This is a genomic window from Sediminicoccus rosea, from assembly GCF_033547095.1.
Taxonomy (GTDB): Bacteria; Pseudomonadota; Alphaproteobacteria; order Acetobacterales; family Acetobacteraceae; genus Roseococcus; species Roseococcus rosea.
In genome coordinates this window covers 3030079-3047672 of the sequence record NZ_CP137852.1, presented here as the reverse complement: position 1 = coordinate 3047672, position 17594 = coordinate 3030079, and the positions used below count along the sequence as shown (strand labels likewise).

Annotated in this window: 16 protein-coding genes; 8 read left to right on the top strand and 8 right to left on the bottom strand. The window is 70.9% G+C overall.

Features of this window, described 5'->3' with window-relative positions; translation table 11 throughout:
• Position 1: 1 nt before the first annotated feature.
• The 3 genes from R9Z33_RS14735 to R9Z33_RS14725 are packed head-to-tail and all read right to left on the bottom strand — an operon-like array spanning position 2 to position 4465.
• Positions 2 to 739 (bottom strand): glycosyltransferase family 2 protein, encoded by a 738-nt coding sequence (locus R9Z33_RS14735; RefSeq protein ID WP_318647336.1) that lies wholly within the window; start codon positions 737 to 739, stop codon positions 2 to 4.
• Positions 736 to 2172 carry a hypothetical protein gene (locus tag R9Z33_RS14730; protein ID WP_318647335.1) on the bottom strand — a complete coding sequence of 479 codons (1437 nt, stop codon included), beginning with the start codon at positions 2170 to 2172 and terminating at the stop codon, positions 736 to 738. The genes R9Z33_RS14735 and R9Z33_RS14730 overlap by 4 nt, the downstream gene beginning before the upstream one ends.
• A complete protein-coding gene (locus R9Z33_RS14725; protein WP_318647334.1) occupies positions 2165 to 4465 on the bottom strand; it encodes a glycosyltransferase in 2301 nt (766 codons plus the stop codon). Before R9Z33_RS14725 ends, R9Z33_RS14730 begins: the two co-directional genes overlap by 8 nt.
• Before the next feature lie 348 nt (positions 4466 to 4813).
• On the opposite strand from R9Z33_RS14725, the gene R9Z33_RS14720 reads away from it, so the two are divergent.
• The 4 genes from R9Z33_RS14720 (at position 4814) to R9Z33_RS14705 (ending at position 9110) form a co-directional block, all read left to right on the top strand.
• Positions 4814 to 5956 carry a DegT/DnrJ/EryC1/StrS family aminotransferase gene (locus R9Z33_RS14720; protein ID WP_318647333.1) on the top strand — a complete coding sequence of 381 codons (1143 nt, stop codon included), beginning with the start codon at positions 4814 to 4816 and terminating at the stop codon, positions 5954 to 5956.
• Positions 5953 to 7266 carry a glycosyltransferase family 2 protein gene (locus R9Z33_RS14715; protein WP_318647332.1) on the top strand — a complete coding sequence of 438 codons (1314 nt, stop codon included), beginning with the start codon at positions 5953 to 5955 and terminating at the stop codon, positions 7264 to 7266. Before R9Z33_RS14720 ends, R9Z33_RS14715 begins: the two co-directional genes overlap by 4 nt.
• Positions 7267 to 7347: 81 nt before the next feature.
• Entirely contained in the window at positions 7348 to 8463 is a 1116-nt protein-coding gene (locus R9Z33_RS14710; protein WP_318647331.1) for a glycosyltransferase family 4 protein, read from the top strand.
• Entirely contained in the window at positions 8460 to 9110 is a 651-nt protein-coding gene (locus R9Z33_RS14705) for an acetyltransferase (protein WP_318647330.1), read from the top strand. The genes R9Z33_RS14710 and R9Z33_RS14705 overlap by 4 nt, the downstream gene beginning before the upstream one ends.
• 21 nt (positions 9111 to 9131) lie before the next feature.
• Here the strand turns inward: R9Z33_RS14705 and R9Z33_RS14700 are convergent, their stop codons facing one another.
• The gene (locus R9Z33_RS14700; protein ID WP_318647329.1) at positions 9132 to 10298 is read right to left on the bottom strand and encodes a glycosyltransferase family 2 protein; all 1167 of its coding nucleotides are present in this window, start codon (positions 10296 to 10298) and stop codon (positions 9132 to 9134) included.
• Between the two features lie 138 nt (positions 10299 to 10436).
• On the opposite strand from R9Z33_RS14700, the gene R9Z33_RS14695 reads away from it, so the two are divergent.
• Positions 10437 to 11531 carry an acyltransferase family protein gene (locus tag R9Z33_RS14695; protein ID WP_318651656.1) on the top strand — a complete coding sequence of 365 codons (1095 nt, stop codon included), beginning with the start codon at positions 10437 to 10439 and terminating at the stop codon, positions 11529 to 11531.
• A 4-nt stretch (positions 11532 to 11535) separates the two neighbouring features.
• Here the strand turns inward: R9Z33_RS14695 and R9Z33_RS14690 are convergent, their stop codons facing one another.
• Genes R9Z33_RS14690 through R9Z33_RS14675 form a run of 4 tightly spaced genes read right to left on the bottom strand, consistent with a single transcriptional unit; the run spans position 11536 to position 14885 of the window.
• Positions 11536 to 12492, bottom strand: coding sequence for a GNAT family N-acetyltransferase (locus R9Z33_RS14690; protein ID WP_318647328.1), 957 nt, complete (start codon positions 12490 to 12492; stop codon positions 11536 to 11538).
• A gap of 7 nt (positions 12493 to 12499) precedes the next feature.
• Positions 12500 to 13420, bottom strand: coding sequence for a glycoside hydrolase family protein (locus R9Z33_RS14685; protein WP_318647327.1), 921 nt, complete (start codon positions 13418 to 13420; stop codon positions 12500 to 12502).
• A complete protein-coding gene (locus R9Z33_RS14680; RefSeq protein ID WP_318647326.1) occupies positions 13417 to 14115 on the bottom strand; it encodes an acetyltransferase in 699 nt (232 codons plus the stop codon). Before R9Z33_RS14680 ends, R9Z33_RS14685 begins: the two co-directional genes overlap by 4 nt.
• Positions 14115 to 14885 (bottom strand): class I SAM-dependent methyltransferase, encoded by a 771-nt coding sequence (locus R9Z33_RS14675; protein WP_318647325.1) that lies wholly within the window; start codon positions 14883 to 14885, stop codon positions 14115 to 14117. The genes R9Z33_RS14680 and R9Z33_RS14675 overlap by 1 nt, the downstream gene beginning before the upstream one ends.
• A gap of 169 nt (positions 14886 to 15054) precedes the next feature.
• On the opposite strand from R9Z33_RS14675, the gene R9Z33_RS14670 reads away from it, so the two are divergent.
• The 3 genes from R9Z33_RS14670 to R9Z33_RS14660 are packed head-to-tail and all read left to right on the top strand — an operon-like array spanning position 15055 to position 17545.
• On the top strand, positions 15055 to 15996 hold the full coding sequence (locus R9Z33_RS14670; RefSeq protein ID WP_318647324.1) for an alpha/beta hydrolase: 942 nt from the start codon (positions 15055 to 15057) through the stop codon (positions 15994 to 15996).
• On the top strand, positions 15996 to 16736 hold the full coding sequence (locus R9Z33_RS14665; RefSeq protein ID WP_318651655.1) for an SDR family oxidoreductase: 741 nt from the start codon (positions 15996 to 15998) through the stop codon (positions 16734 to 16736). The genes R9Z33_RS14670 and R9Z33_RS14665 overlap by 1 nt, the downstream gene beginning before the upstream one ends.
• 23 nt (positions 16737 to 16759) lie before the next feature.
• Positions 16760 to 17545: an SDR family NAD(P)-dependent oxidoreductase gene (locus R9Z33_RS14660; RefSeq protein WP_318647323.1), complete on the top strand. Its 786-nt coding sequence runs from the start codon at positions 16760 to 16762 to the stop codon at positions 17543 to 17545.
• The last annotated feature ends 49 nt before the right edge of the window (positions 17546 to 17594 follow it).

The following is a 17594-nucleotide window of genomic DNA, read 5'->3' as shown; positions in this document are numbered from 1 at the left end:
GCTATTCGTCCTCGACCGGCCGCAGCCACCCGATCCTGGACCGGAAAAGGAGCGAGGGCGTCATCAGCGAATGCGTGTTGATCGTCCGCCGCACCATGGAATCCGGACGGACGCGGATCAGGTGCGCCGTGTCCGGCACGACGCGATGGACCAGGCCCGCCGCCGTCGTCTCGCAGTTCCAGCACCAGTCCTCGTAGCCCGACTGCTTGCCGAGATCGGTGCGGCGATAGGGGACGCGCTCATAGACCGTGCGCTCCGCGAAGCTGGGCGAGGTCCAGTGGTTGCGCATCCCGAGTACGACCCAGTCGCCCTCGATCGTCTCGCCATCCGGGTGCGGCAGCCATTGCGGCGCCGCATCCTGGCCGAAGAACAGGCTGGCCTCGGGATGCCAGACGGAGGGTTCGGCCGCGCGGATGGCGGCCTGGTGGGCCCGGAGGATCCAGCCCGGGCCCCAGAGGTCGTCCCCGTCCAGGAAGGTGATGTAGCGACCCTGGGCCTCGCGCACTCCCTCGTTGCGCGCGATGCCGAGGTCGTTCACCTCGGTCTGCACCACCCGCACGCCGGGATGGCCGGCGAGCACGTCGAGCGTCACCTGGTCCGTGCAGTCGGCCACGGCGATGAGCTCGACCTGGAGCCCGGCCGCGCGCGCCTGCCCCGCCGCATGGGCCATGCTGAGCAGCGAGGCGTGGGCCAGCACGCCCTCGCGATGGACGTTCAGGATCGCGGAGACGTCGGTCATGGCGCAGCGGTGTCCGGGCCGAGGAAGCCCTCCGCCGCCCGCCATGCGTCGAGCGGCCGGAGGTGCCCGCGCGCGCCGGCGGGCAGGCCGAGGGCGTCCGCCATGGCGGTCAGGGCCTGCATGTCGGCGGCGTAGCTCAGGGTCACGAAGGGCAGGCTGCGGCGGAAATGGCGCCGCATCATTTCGGCGGCGTCGCGCGTCGGCGCGTCGGTCCAGGCGAGGAACAGCCGCGCGTCCACGCGGAGATTGGCGCCGTGGCGGCAAATCGTCTCGCCGCCCGCGTGGCTGCCCCATGCCATGATGGCGGCGGGCCGGAAGGCGTTGAGCAGCGCGGCGACGACGCGCGCGCGCTCGGCCTCGTCCAGCCCGGGTGCCAGCGCGGCGAGCGAGCGCCAGGCGACGCGTGGCGGCAGATGGGTGCCGATCGAGGCCAGATGCCCATCCGTCTCGAGCACGAGCAGCGTCGGGTCGTCCGGCAGCGCGGCCAGCTCCGGCGCGGCATCCAGGTGGCCGACCAGCAGGATGCGGCGCGGCACGGTGTCAAGCGAGAGGTAGAGCGAGCGCCAGGTCAGCTCGGCCTGGCCAAGGGCGAGGGAGACGACGGGCAGCCGCTCGAGGGCCATGGGCAGGTCCGCCAGGTCGGCCTCGATCCCGGCCACCAGTGCGATCATCGCGCGCGCCTCGTCAGCGACGGCGGAGCGCACGAAGCGCGCGGGCGCCTCCTTCGCCTGGCGCCAGGCGTCGTCCCTGCGGGCCGGCTCGCCCGCGAAATGCCGGAGCGCGCCGCGCGCATCGGGCAGGGCCGTGCCATGGCGCGCCGCATGGGCGGCGGGATCAAAGCCTGGGGCGGGCCGGAACCCCTTGGCCTCGCCCTCCAGGATGTAGTGGAGCAGGGGGTTAACTCCCGCCCGTGCCACCTCGGGATATTGCGCCCGGTACCAGGCCACGTCGAAGAAGGGCGAGGGCGAGAGGCCGAGCGCCGCGCCGTGGTTCAGGAAATGGGTGGGCGCATCCATCCCCGGCGAGTCCGCGAAGGGATAGGCCGTGAAGTACCAGCGGTTGTGGAAATACGGGGAGGGATCCCGCCGCTCGGGCCGGCCAAAGAACAGGTAGTGGTGCAGCGGGTTGATGCCGGCGGCCGCGATGTCGGGATAGGTGCGGCAATACCAGCCCGTGTCGAAGAGCGGGCCCGGATCGCGCAGGGCGGTGAGGGCGTTGCGGCAGAAATCCTCATAGACGGAGACGCCCGGGGCCATCGCCGCACCATGCGTCGCGCGGTACCAGGCCGCGTCGAACATCGCATTGGGGTCGAGGCCCTGCTCCATCCCGGTCTCGGCGAAGTGCAGCACGGGGTTGGCCTGTGCCGCCGCGCCATGCCGCGCGCGGTACCAGTCCGGATCCACCAGCAATTGCGCGATCCTGCGTCTATCCATGGCGATGCGCCCGATGGTCGCGCGGCAGGAGTTCGGCCAGCGCCGCCGCGTAGCTGGTCAGCATGGCGCGCTGGTCGAAACGCTGCTCGGCATGGCGTCGGGCCTGGCCGCGCATGCGGTCGAGCGCCGCGGGGTCGGCCGCGGCCGCGGCGATGCGCGCGGCGAAGCCCGGCAGGTCCGCGGCGTCGCAGAGCCAGCCGGTCTCGCCCTCCATGACGAGGTCGGGCAGGCCGCCGACGCGTGAGGCCAGCACGGGAACCCCCATGGCCGCCGCCTCCATCACCACGGTGGGCCGCCCGTCGAGCCGCGAGGGAAGCACGAGAAGGCCAAGCGAGCCGAGCACCGGGGCCACCTCGGGCACCTCGCCCAGGAGCAGGAAGCGCCCCGGGGGAAAGCCCGCCCGGGCGATGGCGGCCTCGATCTCGGATCGCATCGGCCCGGTGCCGGTCATCAGGAAGGTCACGGGCAGGGCCTGGTCCACCATGCGGGCGATCTCGATGAAGCCCAGCGGGTTCTTCTCCTCCGACCACCGCCCCATGAAGCCGACGAGGAACTGCCCCGGGCGCGCGCCGATGCGCGCAAGGAGCCCCTCGCTCTTGGGCTGCGGGCGGAGCGCGTCGAGGTCCACGCCGCTTTCGATCAGCCGGATCCGGGCCGCCGCCTCGCCGGAATCGAGCAGGAATTGCCGCACCGCCTGGCTTTCCACGAGGTTCAGGTCGATCCGGTGGCGGTGGCGCGCATTGTTGGCGACATGGCCCACGGTGTTGAACAGCAGGTCCGCCACGCGGACCGAGGGCTGCGTCTGCTGGACCTGCGGGAGCAGCCCATACATGGCCGCGCTGCCGACGATCCAGACGATGTCCGGCGCCTTGGCCTCGATGAGGTGCAGCAGGAAATCATCGCGGAACTCGGGCGGGACGGCGCGCGGCAGGTCGAAGATCTCGCGCGTATGGGCGGAGAACCAGGGCGTGCTGTCGCCCAGCACCGGGTCGGCGGCGAGGGTCGTGACCACCACCACCCGCCAGCCCGATGCCGTCAGATGGCCGACCACGCCGCTCAGCAGCCGCTCCGCGCCGCCGAGGACGAGCCAGGGCAGGGCGAGAAGCAGCGTGGGCGGCCGGCCGGCAAGCGCGGCGGCAGACTGCGCGGCGCGCCGCCGCCGCCGCCGCTGCGGCGTCCCCTGGCCGGCATGCGCGGAATGCGCCATGTGGCTGGTCTCGGCCAGCGGCCAGAGCACGTCCATGTTGGCGCGCTGCACCAGCACGCGCTGCTGCCAGACGGGCAGCACGTCCTTCGCGTTGCTCAGGCTGCCGGGATGCACGCGATAGTGAAGATAAGGCGCGCGCGGCAGGTTGCGGATGCGCGCGCCGAGGGCCGCGAGGCGCACCCAGAACAGCCAGTCCTCGTGCACATGGCCGATGGCGTCGCGCTCGATGTCGCGGAACCCGCCGCTCGCCTCCCAGAGCGCGCGGCGGAACAGCGCGCAGGTCAGCACCTGGTTGCCTTCCAGCAGGTCGCGCAGCTCGGGCTGCTCCAGCGGGAAATACTCGCCCGCGTCCCCACCCACCCGGCGCAGCCCGCAGGAGACGACATCATAGCCCTGGCGCTCGATCAGGTAGAGCGCGTGCTCGATATAGGTGGGCGCCAGCGTGTCATCCGCGTCCAGGCAGCAGACATAGTGGCCGCGCGCCTGGCTGATGCCGAAGTTGCGGTTGGCGCCGGCCGGCTGGGGGGTGTCCTGGAAAAGGACCCGCACGCGATCCTGCGCCAGCCCGCGCACCGCCTCGCGTGAGGCGGTGTCGGTGGAGCCGCCCTCCACCACGATGACTTCGAGGTCCTGGAAGCTTTGCGAAAGCACCGATTCCACGGCATGGCCGACAAAGCGGCCGTAGTTGAAGGAGACGATGACCACGCTGACGCGTGGCGCGGTCGCCGCATCGAAGGGCGGGCGCGGGCGATGGCCGGTCTCCGGCTTCAGCAAGCGCGTCGTCGAGATCGTGTGGAAGAAGGCCTGCGCGTCCTCTGCCGCGCTTCCCGCCGGCTCGGCAAGCTTCGTCAGGGCGCGCAGCGGGACCGGCAGTCGCTTGAGCGCCGCCCCTCCGAGGCGCCGCGCGATTCGCGCGGCCAGGCGCCGCGCCCGCCGCACCAAGCCATCCCCCAGCCAGCGCAGCGCGCCCAGCGCGCCGGGCGGCGGCGCCGCCGCGCGCAGGCGGTTGAGCTCGGTTTCCAGCTCATCGTTGCGGAGGAGAAGGCGCGTGACCTCCGCCGAAGGGTCGGCGGATGCGCCCGGCATGCCCGCGCCAGACACGTTCCGCGAGGCAGCCGGCGGCCCGGACACCTCTCTTGGCCTGTCTGACGGTTCCATCGGCGCGACTTATGACGGAGGGGCCGCGGGACCACAAGCACAAGCGCCCTGTTGATTTTGGCACGGAATTGCCCGACACGGCGAACGCCGGGTCACGTGGCCGGTTGCCAGCAGACCGAACCATCTTCTGGATCGCGGAAGCTCCAGCCAAGACGAGGAACAGCCTTACGTGAACATCCTAGCCTGCCACCGGACGCGGCCTGTCCGGGGATGTCCATCCAGGGCCAAGCCCGTTCGTTCCGTCCGGTCATGCTTGGGGCAGGGAGCCGCGCGGCTGTGACCAATCCACCCACCTCGCAAGGCACCGCGGAGCTCGAATCGGCGCCCGCGCCCATCGCCGTCCTGCGCCCCCTGCTGCCCCCGGCGACCGACGTCCTGCCGTTCCTGAGCCGGATCGATGCCAGCCGGATCTACAGCAACTACGGACCGCTCTGCCAGGAGCTGCAGCAGGGCATGGCGCGCTGGCTCGGCGCCAAGGCGGGCACCGAGGGCGTACGCGTTGTCACGGCGAGCAGCGGGACGACCGCGATCGAGATCGCACTGCGCGCACGGGCCCTGCCCGGGCGGCGCTTCTGCCTGATGCCCTCGTTCACCTTCATCGCCAGCGCGCATGCGGTCTGCAATGCCGGGCTCGAGCCCGTCCTGACCGATGTGGAGGCCGACCGCTTCACCCTGACGCCGGCGCTGGCCGAGGCCGCGCTCGCGCAACTGCCGGAGCCGCCCGCCGCCGTGCTGGTGGTCAGCGCCTTCGGCGCCCCGCCCGACGTGGCCGCCTGGGAGGCCTTCGAGGCGGCGCACGGCATTCCCGTCGTCTTCGATGCCGCGGCCGCCGTCACCTCGCTCCGCCAGATCGGGCACCAGCCGCTCGCCGTCAGCCTGCACGCCACCAAGGTCTTCGGGATCGGGGAGGGGGGGGCGGTCATCACCACCGATGGCGCGCTGGCGGATCGCCTCGTGGCCAATACCGGCTTCGGCTTCGCCAGCGGCGAGCGCGTCTCCACCGAGCGCGCGGGGAACTACCGCATTTCGGAATACGCGGCGGCCGTGGGCCTTGCCACCCTGGCCGGGATCGACGCGAAGGAGCAGCGCCTGCTGCGCCTGGGCGGCCTCTACGCCGAGGCGCTGCGGAACTCGCCCTGCCGGCTGCAGCATGGCGCGGGGACGGAATGGGCGACCATGACGCTCAACGTCGTCATCCCGCATGAGCGCCTGGACCGGACGCTGCGGCAGCTCGACGCGGCGGGGATCCAGTGGCGCCGCTGGTGGGGCCTCGGCACCCACCACCACCCCGCCTTTGCCGACCTTCGCCGCACCGCCCTGCCGGTGACCGAGGACCTGGCGCCGCGCGTCATCGGCCTGCCCTTCTACGAGGGCCTGACCGAGGCCGAGATCGGCCGCGTGGTGGAGGCGCTTCGGTGAGCGCGCCCAAGCTCTCCTTCATCGTCCTGTCCTACAACTACCAGGACTACATCCGCACCACGCTGCGCAGCATCCTCGACCAGACGGTGCAGGATTTCGAGGTGGTGGTGGTGGATGACTGCTCCACCGACGCTTCGCGCGAGGTGATCCGCTCCTTCGGCGATCCGCGCATCCGCCTGATCGAGAACGAGCGCAACCTCGGCGGCGCGGGCAGCTACAACGTCGCGGTGCAGGCCGCGCGTGGCGAATGGCTCGTCAACCTGGACGCCGATGACTGGATCGCGCCCGGCAAATGCGAGCGCCAGCTGGCCGTCATCGCCCGCGACCCCTCGATCGACATCATCGGCGGCTGGGTCTCCGTGGTGGACGAGACGGGCGGCCGGCATGCCCGCGCCGAGGAGGTGGAGGCGCTGATCAACCAGGACTGGCAGCTCAATCGCGTCGAGACCTGGATCGGCCGGAACCCGCTCTGCCGCTCCTCCAGCATGGTGCGGCGCGCGGCGCATCTGCGCATCGGCCTGGATGACGCGGCCATGGTGCGCGCCCCAGATTATGAGCTCTGGACGCGCGCGCTGGCCCTGGGCTGCCGCTTCGCCCTGCTGCACGAACCGGACACCTTCTACCGCCTGCAGGCGCGCGGCGTGACGCATGCGGACCCGGTCGGGACGCTCTTCGAGATGTGCTTCGCGACCATCCGAAACCTCGCCCCCCTGGCCGAGCGGCGCTGCCTCTTCGAGGCGCAATCCGACATGCTGGTCTGGCTCGCGAAGAACCCCAACATCATCTCGGTCACGCCGCGCGAGGCCTCGCGCCTTGCCGCCTGCCTGCTCACCCTGCCGGCGCAGACCACCTACACCGCCTTCCGCGAGAGCTTGGCGGCGGATGAGCCCATGGCGATGCCCGCCGGCGCGCTCGACCGCCTCGGCCGCTTCGGGCTGCTGCACGGCAAGGCGAATGTGCCGGTCGGGCTGCTGGAGAAGCTCTACAGCGACCTCGACGCCTTCACGCAGGCACGTGACTACTGGCGCGGGCAATCCGAACTCTGGGAGCGCGAGGCCAAGATCCTGGCCGGCCTGGACGAAGTGGCGGACGGCCAGGGCGGCGGCAGCTCGCTGGCCCGCATGGGCGTGCTGGAGGCGGAACTCGCGCATGCGCGCTCCGAGCGCGATGCCTATCTGGCGGATCGCGACCGCTGGAAGGTCCGCGCCGAGGGCTGGGAGGCCTCCTACCGCGCCGGGCTCAGGCACCGGCTCAAGGCTTCACTCCGGGCACGGCTGGATGTGCTGCGCGGCCGGCGCAACAGCTCGTGATGCCCGCCCGGGCCGCCGCCCCCATCCCGATGACCCGCCCCGCCGCGCCCTCGCGGCCCGGCATCTGCCGAGACACCCGACATGGCTGAGCCCGCCCCCGCCGCGCGCGGCATCCTGGCCCTTTTTCCCTTCCTCGTGGTCGGCTCCCTGCCGGTCTCGGTGATGCGGGAGATGCGCGCACGCGGGCATGACGTGACCGTGGCCCGCTACCTGCCGGTCGCGCAGGGCTACACCATGGATCCGCTGGACGACTTCGCTGCCGAGGGCCGCCTGATCGACCTCTCTGAGGCGATCGGTCCCTATGGACCGGACCGTCTGGAAGCCCTCGTGGCCGAGCGCGACATAGGTCTGATCCTGCAGATCGGCAGCCCCTGGGCCTATTCGCACCTGGCGCGGCTGAAGGAGCGCCGGCCGGAGTTGCGCCTGCTCGACACGCTCTACAACAACGGGCCGCATTTCCACGCCTTTGCCCATTACGGCTCCTGCTATGACGGCGTGCTGGTGGAAAGCCGGGAGATGGTGCGCCTGCTGGAGGGCGGCCCGCATGGCGCCTGGGTCCGCCAGGTGGAGAGCGGCGTGGACATCTCCCGCTTCGTGCCGGCCGGCCGCGCGGCGCAGCCGCCGGCCCCGGAACTGGTGCTGGGCTATGTCGGCCGCATGTCGGCCGAGAAGAACCCGCTCGGCTTCATCACCCTGGCCGAGGCGCTGCACGCCACCCGGCCCGGCCTCAGCTTCATCATGTTCGGCGAGGGCGCGATGGCGGCCGAGGTGAAGGCGCGCATCGCGGCGAGCCCGGCGCGCGCGGCCATCACTTTCGCGGGCTTCGCCGACCACCCGACAACGGCGCTGGCGCAGATCGACGTGCTGGTGGTGCCCTCCGTCCTGGATGGCCGCCCGGCCGCCATCATGGAGGCCAATGCCTGCGGCGTGCCGGTCATCGCCGCCCCGGTCGGCGGCATTCCCGAACTGATCGAGGAAGGGCGCAACGGCTTCCTCTGCCCGCCGCGGGACGCGGCGCGCTGCGCCGCGCTGGTCGGCGCGCTGCAGGAGGACCCGGCCCGCTTCGCCGCGCTTCGCGAGACGGCCCGCCAGGTGGCCGAGGCGCGCTTCGACCGGCGCCGGATGATGGACGCCTACGAGGCCGCCTATCTGGACACGCTGGCCGCGTCCGCCCGGCCGCTTCCCTGCCTCGCATGACCCGTCCGTCCGGCCCCGGTCGTGTGCTGATCTTCGGCGCGGGCGGCCTGGGGCGGGAGGTGCTGCAGATCCTGCGCGACATCGCGGCGGCCGGCTTCGACGCCGAGCCCTTCGCCTTCGCGGTGGATCCGGGCCATCGCAGCGCCGCCACGCTGCACGGGCTGCCGGTGCGTGACGATGCTGCGGCGCTGCTGCGGGCCGATCCTGGCCTCTCGGTGGTGGTCGCGCTGGGCGACCCGGCGCTGCGCGCGGCGACCGTCGCACGCCTGACCGGCGCCCGCTTCGCCACGCTGCGCCATCCGGCGGCCTGGATCGGCGAGACGGTGACGCTGGGCGAGGGCAGCATCCTCTTCGGCCATGCCTCGGCCACCACGGATGTCGCGATCGGCCGGCATGTGCTGGTCAATCCCGGCTGCACCCTGGCGCATGACGTGGTGCTGGAGGATTTCGCGACGCTGGCGCCGGCTGTGGCGCTGGCCGGCGGCGTGCATGTCGAGGTGGGGGCGGATCTCGGCACCGGCGCGCGTGTCATTCCGCGCCGGCGGGTGGGGCGGGGCGCGGTGGTCGGTGCCGGGGCGGTGGTGATCCGCGACGTACCGCCGGCGGTGACTGTGGTGGGCGTGCCGGCACGGGTGCTGCGGGGCTGAGGAGGCCTCAGCCGCCGCGCCTCACCGCTTCTGCGGCATCAGCGCCTTGGCCTGCGCCTCCCAGGCCTCGGCCTGCTTCTGCCACCACTCCTTTGCCTCCGTCACCTGCTGGTGATAGGCGACGAGCCCGTTATAGGTCTCGAGCAACTGGGCATATTGCTCCGATTGGGCGGCCGCGCCGCGCAACTTCGCGATCTCGCGCAGCGCGCCGGTCCGCAGCGGGTCCACCTCGGCCAGTGCCCGGTAGAAATAGGCGCAGCCATGGCCGGCGCGCTCGAGCGCGGCGGCCGCATCCGGCGTGTTGAGCGCGCGATACAGCGCCTCGATTCCGAAATGGCGCGGCGCGGGTGCGGCGGCGCCGAGGCCGATCAGCGCCAGCGCGCCGGTGACGCCGAAGCCCTGCTCCAGATGGGCCGCCGCTTCGGGGAAGACGCGCAGGAACAGCGCGGGGTCCTGCTCCAGCCCGAAGTAGTTGCGCAGCACCTGCACGAACTCCCAGGCAACGCGCGCATCGGTGGCGGGGTTGCTGGCATGCATGTTGGCGCCGCCCGCACGCAGCCGGTAGGCCACCAGCGCCTCCTCGATCACATGGATCGGGAAGGCGAGGCAGAGCTTCACCCACATGTCGTAGTCCTGGGTCTGCCACAGGCAGGGATCGAAGACGCCGACGCGCTCGAAGCCCTCGCGCCGGACCATGACGGTGGGGGCGGAGAGCAGGTTCCCCTCGAAGAAGAAGTGCCGCAGCGCGGATTCCCGGGTGACACCGGCCGGCCGGTAATAGGGGAAGTCGCCCGCGATGGGCGCGCCGTCGTCATCCACAGGGGTCATCCAGGAGAAGACGGCGCCGAGATCGGGCTGCCGCTCGAAAGCCTCGACCTGGCGGCGCAGCTTGCCCGGCAGGTAAAGGTCATCGGAGGGCAGGAAGGCGAAATAGCGCCCGCGCGCCCGCGCCATGTTCCGCGCCGCCGTGACGCTCGGCCCGACATTGCGCTCGTTTCGGGCAAAGTGGATGCGCTCGTCACGCACGGCGAGGACCTCCTCCACCGTGCCGTCGGTCGAGCCGTCATCAGTGATGATGATCTCGAAGTCGCCGAAATCCTGGCTGAGCACGCTCTCCAGCGCGGCGCGGACATACTTCGCATGGTTGTACGACGGGATGCAGACGGAGACGATCGGCGTCGTGGCCATGCGGGCAGGCTCCAGAAAATATGACGCGGAGGGTTGGCGCATTTGCCGGGGGCGGGCAATAGGCCGATTTCCACAAGCGAACCGGCAAGTCATGATGATGTCCTGCGCAATAATAAACATGGCAATTATTACAAAGTGATGCAAATCCGAGGGGCAGCGGATTCTCCGCACGCGCCGCGCGCGGCGACGGACCGCGTCGTCTTTCTCGATGTCCTCCGGATCTTCGCCTTCGCCAGCGTGCTGGCCGGGCACAAATTCTACCCGGCGATCGAGGCTGCGGCGCAGGACCCCTCACTGCATGTCACGCTGCGCCTGATGGCGCAGATCCTCGCCCCCTTCGTGTGGGCGGGCGGGGCGGGCGTGATCGTCTTCTTCCTGGTCTCGGGCTACATCATCACCCAGGTGCTGCAGCGCGAGCGCGCGGGCGAATTCCTGCTGCGGCGCATCTTCCGCATCTATCCCCTCTACATCGCCGCCGTGCTGATCGAGACGCTGCTCGCCGCACTCCTGCTGGGCCAGGCCGTGCCACCTCTCTCGGTGATGATCCCACGCCTGCTCCTGATCGGCGACCTCTTCGGTACGCCTTATGCGCTGGCCGGAGTCGAGTGGACCTTGCGGCTCGAGGTCCTGTTCTACGCCATCATGGCGGCGCTCAAGGCGCTCGGCCTGATCGAGCAACCGAAGACGCTGCCCTGGATCTACCTCGCCCTCTCGGCGCTGGGGCTCTGGGCGGGGCCGATGCCCACGGCGCATGGCTGGAGCGATGGTTTCATCACGCTCTACCTGCCCTTCCTCTTCGTGGGTTCTGTGGCCTTCCTGAATGAGCGGCGGCTGATTGGCGGTGGCGCGGCACTGGCGGCCGTGGGTGGCATCTATGCGGGCTACCTGCTGGCGCTGCCGGGCATCAACCCGCGCGGGGCCAATTCGCATTTCCTGACCCTGGCCTGCCTGCTCTCGCTGGCGGTCTGGCTGATGCGGGCGCGGCTGCGGGGCGCGGCCTGGATCGTCTTTCTCTCCAACCTCACCTACGCAGTCTATCTCTTCCACAACTGGCTGTGGTCCTACCTTGAGGCGGCGGCGCGCGGCCTCGGCCTCGTGGGCGGGACGGCGGCGGGGATCACGCTGCTGCTCCTGCTGGTGATCTCAGCCATGGCGCACCGGGTGATCGAACAGCCGGCCATCGCGCTGGGCCGCCGCATCGCGGCGCGCCTGCAGGCCTCCGGCCGGGGGTGAGCCGCTACAGCTTCAACCGAAAATAGTCGTGCGCGACGGCGCGGCCGCCGAAGCCTTCCTTCTGCTCGATCAGCCCGTCATTCAGGTAGCGGCCCTGCTGCTCGGTGGAGTTGCCGAAGTCGAACCAGCGCTTCTGTGCGAACACCTCATCCAGCAGATGCAGGAAGATGCGGTCCAGGCAGCCCATGGCAAAGCCGTCCGGCGTGCTGGCGGCGTATTGCAGGTGCGCGACCTCATCCGCCTCGTAGATGACGACGCCGCCGAGCAGCCCGCCTGACGGGTCGCGCGCGGTAAAGAGCCTGATGTTCTGCGGGAAGCCCGCATGGAGATACTGGATCTCCTGCACATTGTGCACCGGCTTCACGTCGTAGCGCGCCTGCAGGTGACGATCGAGCAGGTCCCAGAAGAGCGGGAAATCAGTGTCCTCGGCGACGGTGACGCCCGCCTTCATCGCCTTGGCGGCGCCACGCCGGCGGCGCTCCTGCGGCGGCGGGCGGCGCGCCATGTCGATCGTGCTCAGCAGGTCGCGGCGGTAGAGCTCGGCGTCGTGGCGGAAGAGGGCGTAGCGGTCCTCCTCCGCCGGCAGGCGGTGATAGATGTGCGGGATGCTCTTGTAGATGAGCGTCTTCGCCCCTTGTGCCGCCAGATGCGCGCGCACCACGTCGAAGACGCGCAGCATCATCGGCGTGGTCATCCGTGACGAGACGATGAAGCCGCCGAAGGTGAGGCCGTTATGGCTCGCCACCACGTCCCCGTCGCGATGGGCGGGCAGCAGCGAGACGATCTCCTCGCCGCTGCGGATGATGAGCGAGCAGTCGGCGAAGCGGTCCGCATGGTAGTCCATGTAGCCGCGCAGCAGCAGGAAGGTGCCGTTCTTGCTGGTGCGGACGAACTCGTCCCATTCGGGCCTCGCGGCCGCGGTGTAGCGTTCGACGGTAAGGGGACGCACGGTGGCGGACATGTCGGTGTCAGTCGCTTTCGAGCACGGCGAGGCCGAGGCCGGTCCGGCCATAGCCATCGCCGTTGTAGAACATGTAGAGCGCGCCGCCGATCCGCTCGACGGCGCCGTAGCACAGCATCTCGCCATCCCATTCGCCCGGCGAGACATCGAGCCCGACTTCCGCGTCGCGCCGCGTCCAGGCCTGCCCATCGGACGAGGTGGCATAGCCCATGGCATAGCCGCGCGGTGAGCGCACGGCATACCACATCCGCCAATCGGTCGCGCCGGCGCGCACCACCCAGGGCCGGCCGAAGCCGATCTCCTCGCCCTCGGGCACCATCAATTCACGCCCTTCGCTGGGCCAGTGGATGCCATCCTCGGAGGTCGCGTAGTGCAGGCTGTAGCGCGGCTGCTTGCGGCCCTCGACGAAGTTGAAGCCCGCGCCGCCGATATACCAGGCCTCCCAGCCCGCTGCGTCGTCGCGTTTGCGGACATAGGGCGCGGTACGGAAGATCGGCTCCTTCGGGCCACGGTCGAAGACCGGCGTCACCGCCCAGCGCGTGAAATCCGCATCGCCGCGGGGTGCGGTCGCGAGCCCGGCGAAGAGCGTGTAGGGCACCTTCGTCTGCAGCTGGTAGCCATTGTAGTAGAGCCTGACCGAGCCATCGGGCAGGGTGACAGCGCTGCAGGGGTTCACGCCATTGTCGTCGAAATGGCCGGGCTCGCCGATGTCGAGTACCGGCGTCTCGGCCACGGCCAGCACGCGGCTCGGGTCGCGCGCATCCACGTCGATCCAGCCGACGCGCGAGACGATGTTCGCGTCGCAGACACCGAGCAGGAGGCGGATGCGGCCTTCCAGGTAGACCGGCGTCGCCAGCATCGCGTGGGACTGGGCCCAGGGCTGCCGCCCATCCGGCGCCCAGAGCAGGCCGAGCTTGCGCCACTTCATGCGGGTGGCTCGTCCCGCACGCGGAAGAAGCGCCGCGCCCCCACCTTGGCCGCCTCCTGCTCGGGTGGGCGGAACATCTGCCCCTCCTCGGTGTCGCGGGAGATGACGACGCCCTGGCCGATCCAGTTATCGGCGGCCACGCGCAGGTTGTTGCCGATCGCGACATTCACGCCGAGGAAGGTGTGGGCGCCGATCTCGCAGAAGCCCGAGACGACCACGTGCGAGGAGACGAAGACATTGTCGCCGACGCGGCTGTGATGGCCGATATGGTTGCCCGACCAGAGCACGACATTCTCGCCGATCTCGGTGAAGGACTGCACGACATTGTTCTCGAAGATGAAGCAATGCCGCCCGATGCGCGCGCTGGGTGCCACGAAAGCGGCGGGGCTGATGAAGGAGGCGAGGGGATAGCCCGCCGCTGCCACCTGGCGCACCAGCCGCGCGCGCAGCCGGTTGAGCTGGGTGTAGACCACGGCCACATGGGCATGGTGCGAGGCGGGCGGGTAGCGCGCCGGCAGTTCCTCCAGCGGCACTACGGGCAGGCCGCAGAGGCTATCCCGCCTCAGGAAGGCGCGCTCCACCGCGAAGGCGACGACGCGATAGGGACTGAAGGCGGTGAAGTATTCGTGCGCGACCTCGGCGAAGGCGCTGTCGCCCACCAGGACCAGGTCATGCCGCTTCTCGGGCGCGCTCATCAGGGCCTCCGCAGCAGGAGGTCTTCGCGCCGGTTTGCCATGGGCAGTTCGGGCGGCTGCGGCAGGACCCAGGCATCCACCCCGGCAGCCCGGGCGCGCGCGACGAGGGAGAGCAGGACGGCGTCATCCATCTCGCCCTCGCTCGGCTGGTTGAATCCTGGCACCGGGTCCTCGTCGCGGCCCGTGTAGTGCCGGTGGAAGGCGGCGCCCGCGGCGCTGGCGAGGAAGCGCCGCCGCATCGAGGCATTGGGCACGTCCCCGATCAGCATGGCTCCGCCGCCCGGCCGCAGCAGCCCCATAGCCGCATCCAGGAAGCCGAAGAGCGGGCCGGCCGCGAAGACGTAGTGCAGCACGGAATAACAGACGACCACGTCCACCTGCCCGCTAAGCCCGGCGAGGGCCGGGGCGCAATCCGGGAAGGGGCCCTCGATCTTGCGGATGAACGGGGCATCAGGCAGCGCCGCCAGCATCTCGGGCGAGTCCACCAGGATGATCTCGTGGCCCTGCGCGCGGCAGGCCTCGATGATGTGGGCCGGCAGATCGCTGCAGCCAGGGCCGATGTCGAGCACGGTCAGCCCGCGCCTGGCCTCCAGCGCAGGCAGCTTGGCGCGGATGTCGTCGAAGATCGCGCCCTCGCGCCCGGCCCGCAGGCTGTCTGGGAAGCCGATGCGCTGGTAACGGCTGAGATCGGCGCGCCCGGCGAGTTCGCGGAAGCCCTCGTAGCTGAGATCCGCGAAAGCCCTGGCCTGCCGGCGTTCTTCCTCATTCATCGAGTGTTTCGCCCGTCAGCAGCCAATGCGCGCGTAATTAGGCCAGCCACCCGGGCGCTGCAAGGCGGACCGCAGCCACCCGGTTGCCCCGCCGCGCCGCCCGGGTCCATGCTGCGCCCAAGACCTTCGGAGGGAGACGAGGCATGTTCCAGAACGGCAAGGCGCACCCATGACCGCGCCCCTGCACCCCGATTGCATCGCCCTGCTCGAACTGGTGAAGGCAAGCGGCCGCCCGCGCTTCGACACGATGGAGCCGCTCGCTGCCCGCGCCCAGTATGCGGCCGGCCGCAACGTCGTGCAGCCGCCCTCGCCGGATGTGGCGGAGGCGCGTGACCTGCGCCTGCCGAGCGGCGTGGCCGCGCGCCTCTATCGTCCGCTGGGCAGCAAGCCCGGCGAGGTCCTGCCCGGTCTGGTCTTCGCCCATGGCGGCGGCTGGGTCTTCGGCGACCTCGACACGCATGACCACCTGGCGCGCAGCCTGGCCAATGGCTCGGGCTGCGCCGTGCTGGCCGTGGATTACCGCATGGCGCCCGAGCACCCTTTCCCGGCGGCCGTGGAGGATGTGGCCGAGGCGGTGCGCTACGCCGCCGCGAATGCTGCCGCCCTCGGCATGGATCCGGCGCGCCTGGCGGTGGGCGGGGACAGCGCGGGCGGCAACCTCGCGGCCGTGATGGCGCTGATGTCGCGCGACGGCGCGCTGCCGCCGCTCCGCTTCCAGCTGCTGATGTATCCGGCCACCGACATGACGGCCACGCATGAGAGCTACGAGCGCTTCACCGACGGCCTGCCGCTGGTGGCGGCCGGGATGTACTGGTTCCGCAACCTCTACATCCCCGATGCGGCGCAATGGACCGACTGGCGCGCCTCGCCGCTGCGCGCCGCCTCGCTCGCCGGCACGCCGCCCGCCTTCGTGCTGACCGTGGGCCATGACCCGCTCTGCGATGAGGGGCGCGACTATGCGGCCCGGCTGGAGCGCGAGGGCGTGCGCGTCACGCATCTGCATGCCGCCGATATCCTGCACGGCGCGCTCACCATGTGCGCCATCGTCAAGCCTGCGCTGGAGCTGATCGAGACCGCGGCGCGCGCGCTGAAGGAGGGTCTGCGCGCGTGATGCTGGCCGCCAAGGTGGCGCTGGTGACGGGCGGCGCCTCCGGCATCGGCCGCGCCACCGCGCTGCGCATGGCAGGCGAGGGGGCGCGCGTGCTGATCGCCGACCGCGATGGCGCGGGGGCGGAACGCACCGCCGGGGCCATCGTCCAGGCCGGTGGCGCCGCGCGGGGCATCGCGGCCGACGTGACCGACGAAGCCGCGGTCGCCGCCATGGTGCGGGCCGCCGTGGAGAGCTTCGGCCGGCTCGATTGCGCCTTCAACAATGCGGGCGTCGCCCCGGCCGAGGCGCAGCCGCTGGCCGAGATCGCACCCGAGGAATGGGCGCGCGTACTGGGCGTGAACCTGACCGGCGTCTTCCTCTGCATGAAGCACGAGATCGCCGCCATGACGACGGGCGGCGCCATCGTCAACACCGCCTCCATCGCGGGCCGCATCGCGCTGCCCAAGGCGGGCGCCTATGTCGCGGCCAAGCATGGCGTGATCGGCCTCACCAAGGTCGCGGCGCTGGATCACGCGAAGGACGGCATCCGGGTGAACGCCATCTGCCCCGGCTATGTCGAGACGCCGCTTGCCAGCCGCGGCATCGAGCGCCGGCGCGAGGCGATCCTCGCCCGCGTGCCGCTCGGGCGCATCGGGACGGTGGAGGAGATTGCCGAGATGGTGGTCTGGCTCTGCTCGGACCGCGCTGGCTTCGTGACGGGCGAGGCCATCGCCGTGGATGGCGGCCACACGGCCAATTGAACAACGGGACAAGGGAGTTGAGCATGCGCTTCGAGAACAAGGTCGTCATCATCACGGGTGCCGCGAACGGGCTGGGGCTCGACGCGGCGGGCGGCTTCGCGCGCGAAGGCGCCAAGGTGCTGATGGTGGACCGCGACCCGCGCGGCGCGGAGGGGGCCGCCGCACTTGCCGCCCAGGGCCATGACGTGCGCTTCCGCCAGGCCGATGTGACGCAGGATGCGGAGGTGCGCGGCTATGTCGCCGCCGCCATGGAGGCCTGGGGCCGGATCGACTGCTTCTTCAACAATGCCGGCATCGAGGGCCATGTCCGCCCCATTGTCGAGCAGGAGGAGGCGGTCTTCGACGCCGTCATCGCCGTCAATGTGAAGGGCGTCTTCCTCGGCATGAAGCACGTGCTGCCGGTGATGCTGGCGCAGGGCAAGGGCGCCGTGGTGAACACCGCTTCCACCGCGGCGCTGGTCGGCTCGGCCGGGCTTGGCCCCTATGTGGCGTCCAAGCATGCCGTGCTCGGCATGACCAAGACCGCGGCGGGCGAGGTGGCGCGTGGCGGCGTGCGTGTGAACGCGCTCTGCCCCGGGCCCACCGACACGCGCATGATCCACTCGCTGGAGGAGCAGGCGACGGCGCGTGGCGCGAATGACGTGCCGGAGAAGTACATGGCCTCCATCCCGCTCGGCCGCTACTGCACGCCGGCCGAGGTGACGGCGATGGTGCTCTTCCTCTGCTCCGACGAGGCCTCGGGCGTCACCGGCGGGCAGTTCCAGGTGGATGGCGGCCGCACGGCCTGCCCTGCGGGCGCGCTGCGCTGATTTCTACGCCCTCAAGCGCCGGGCGCGCTTGGCTTCGCGCCGGCGCGGG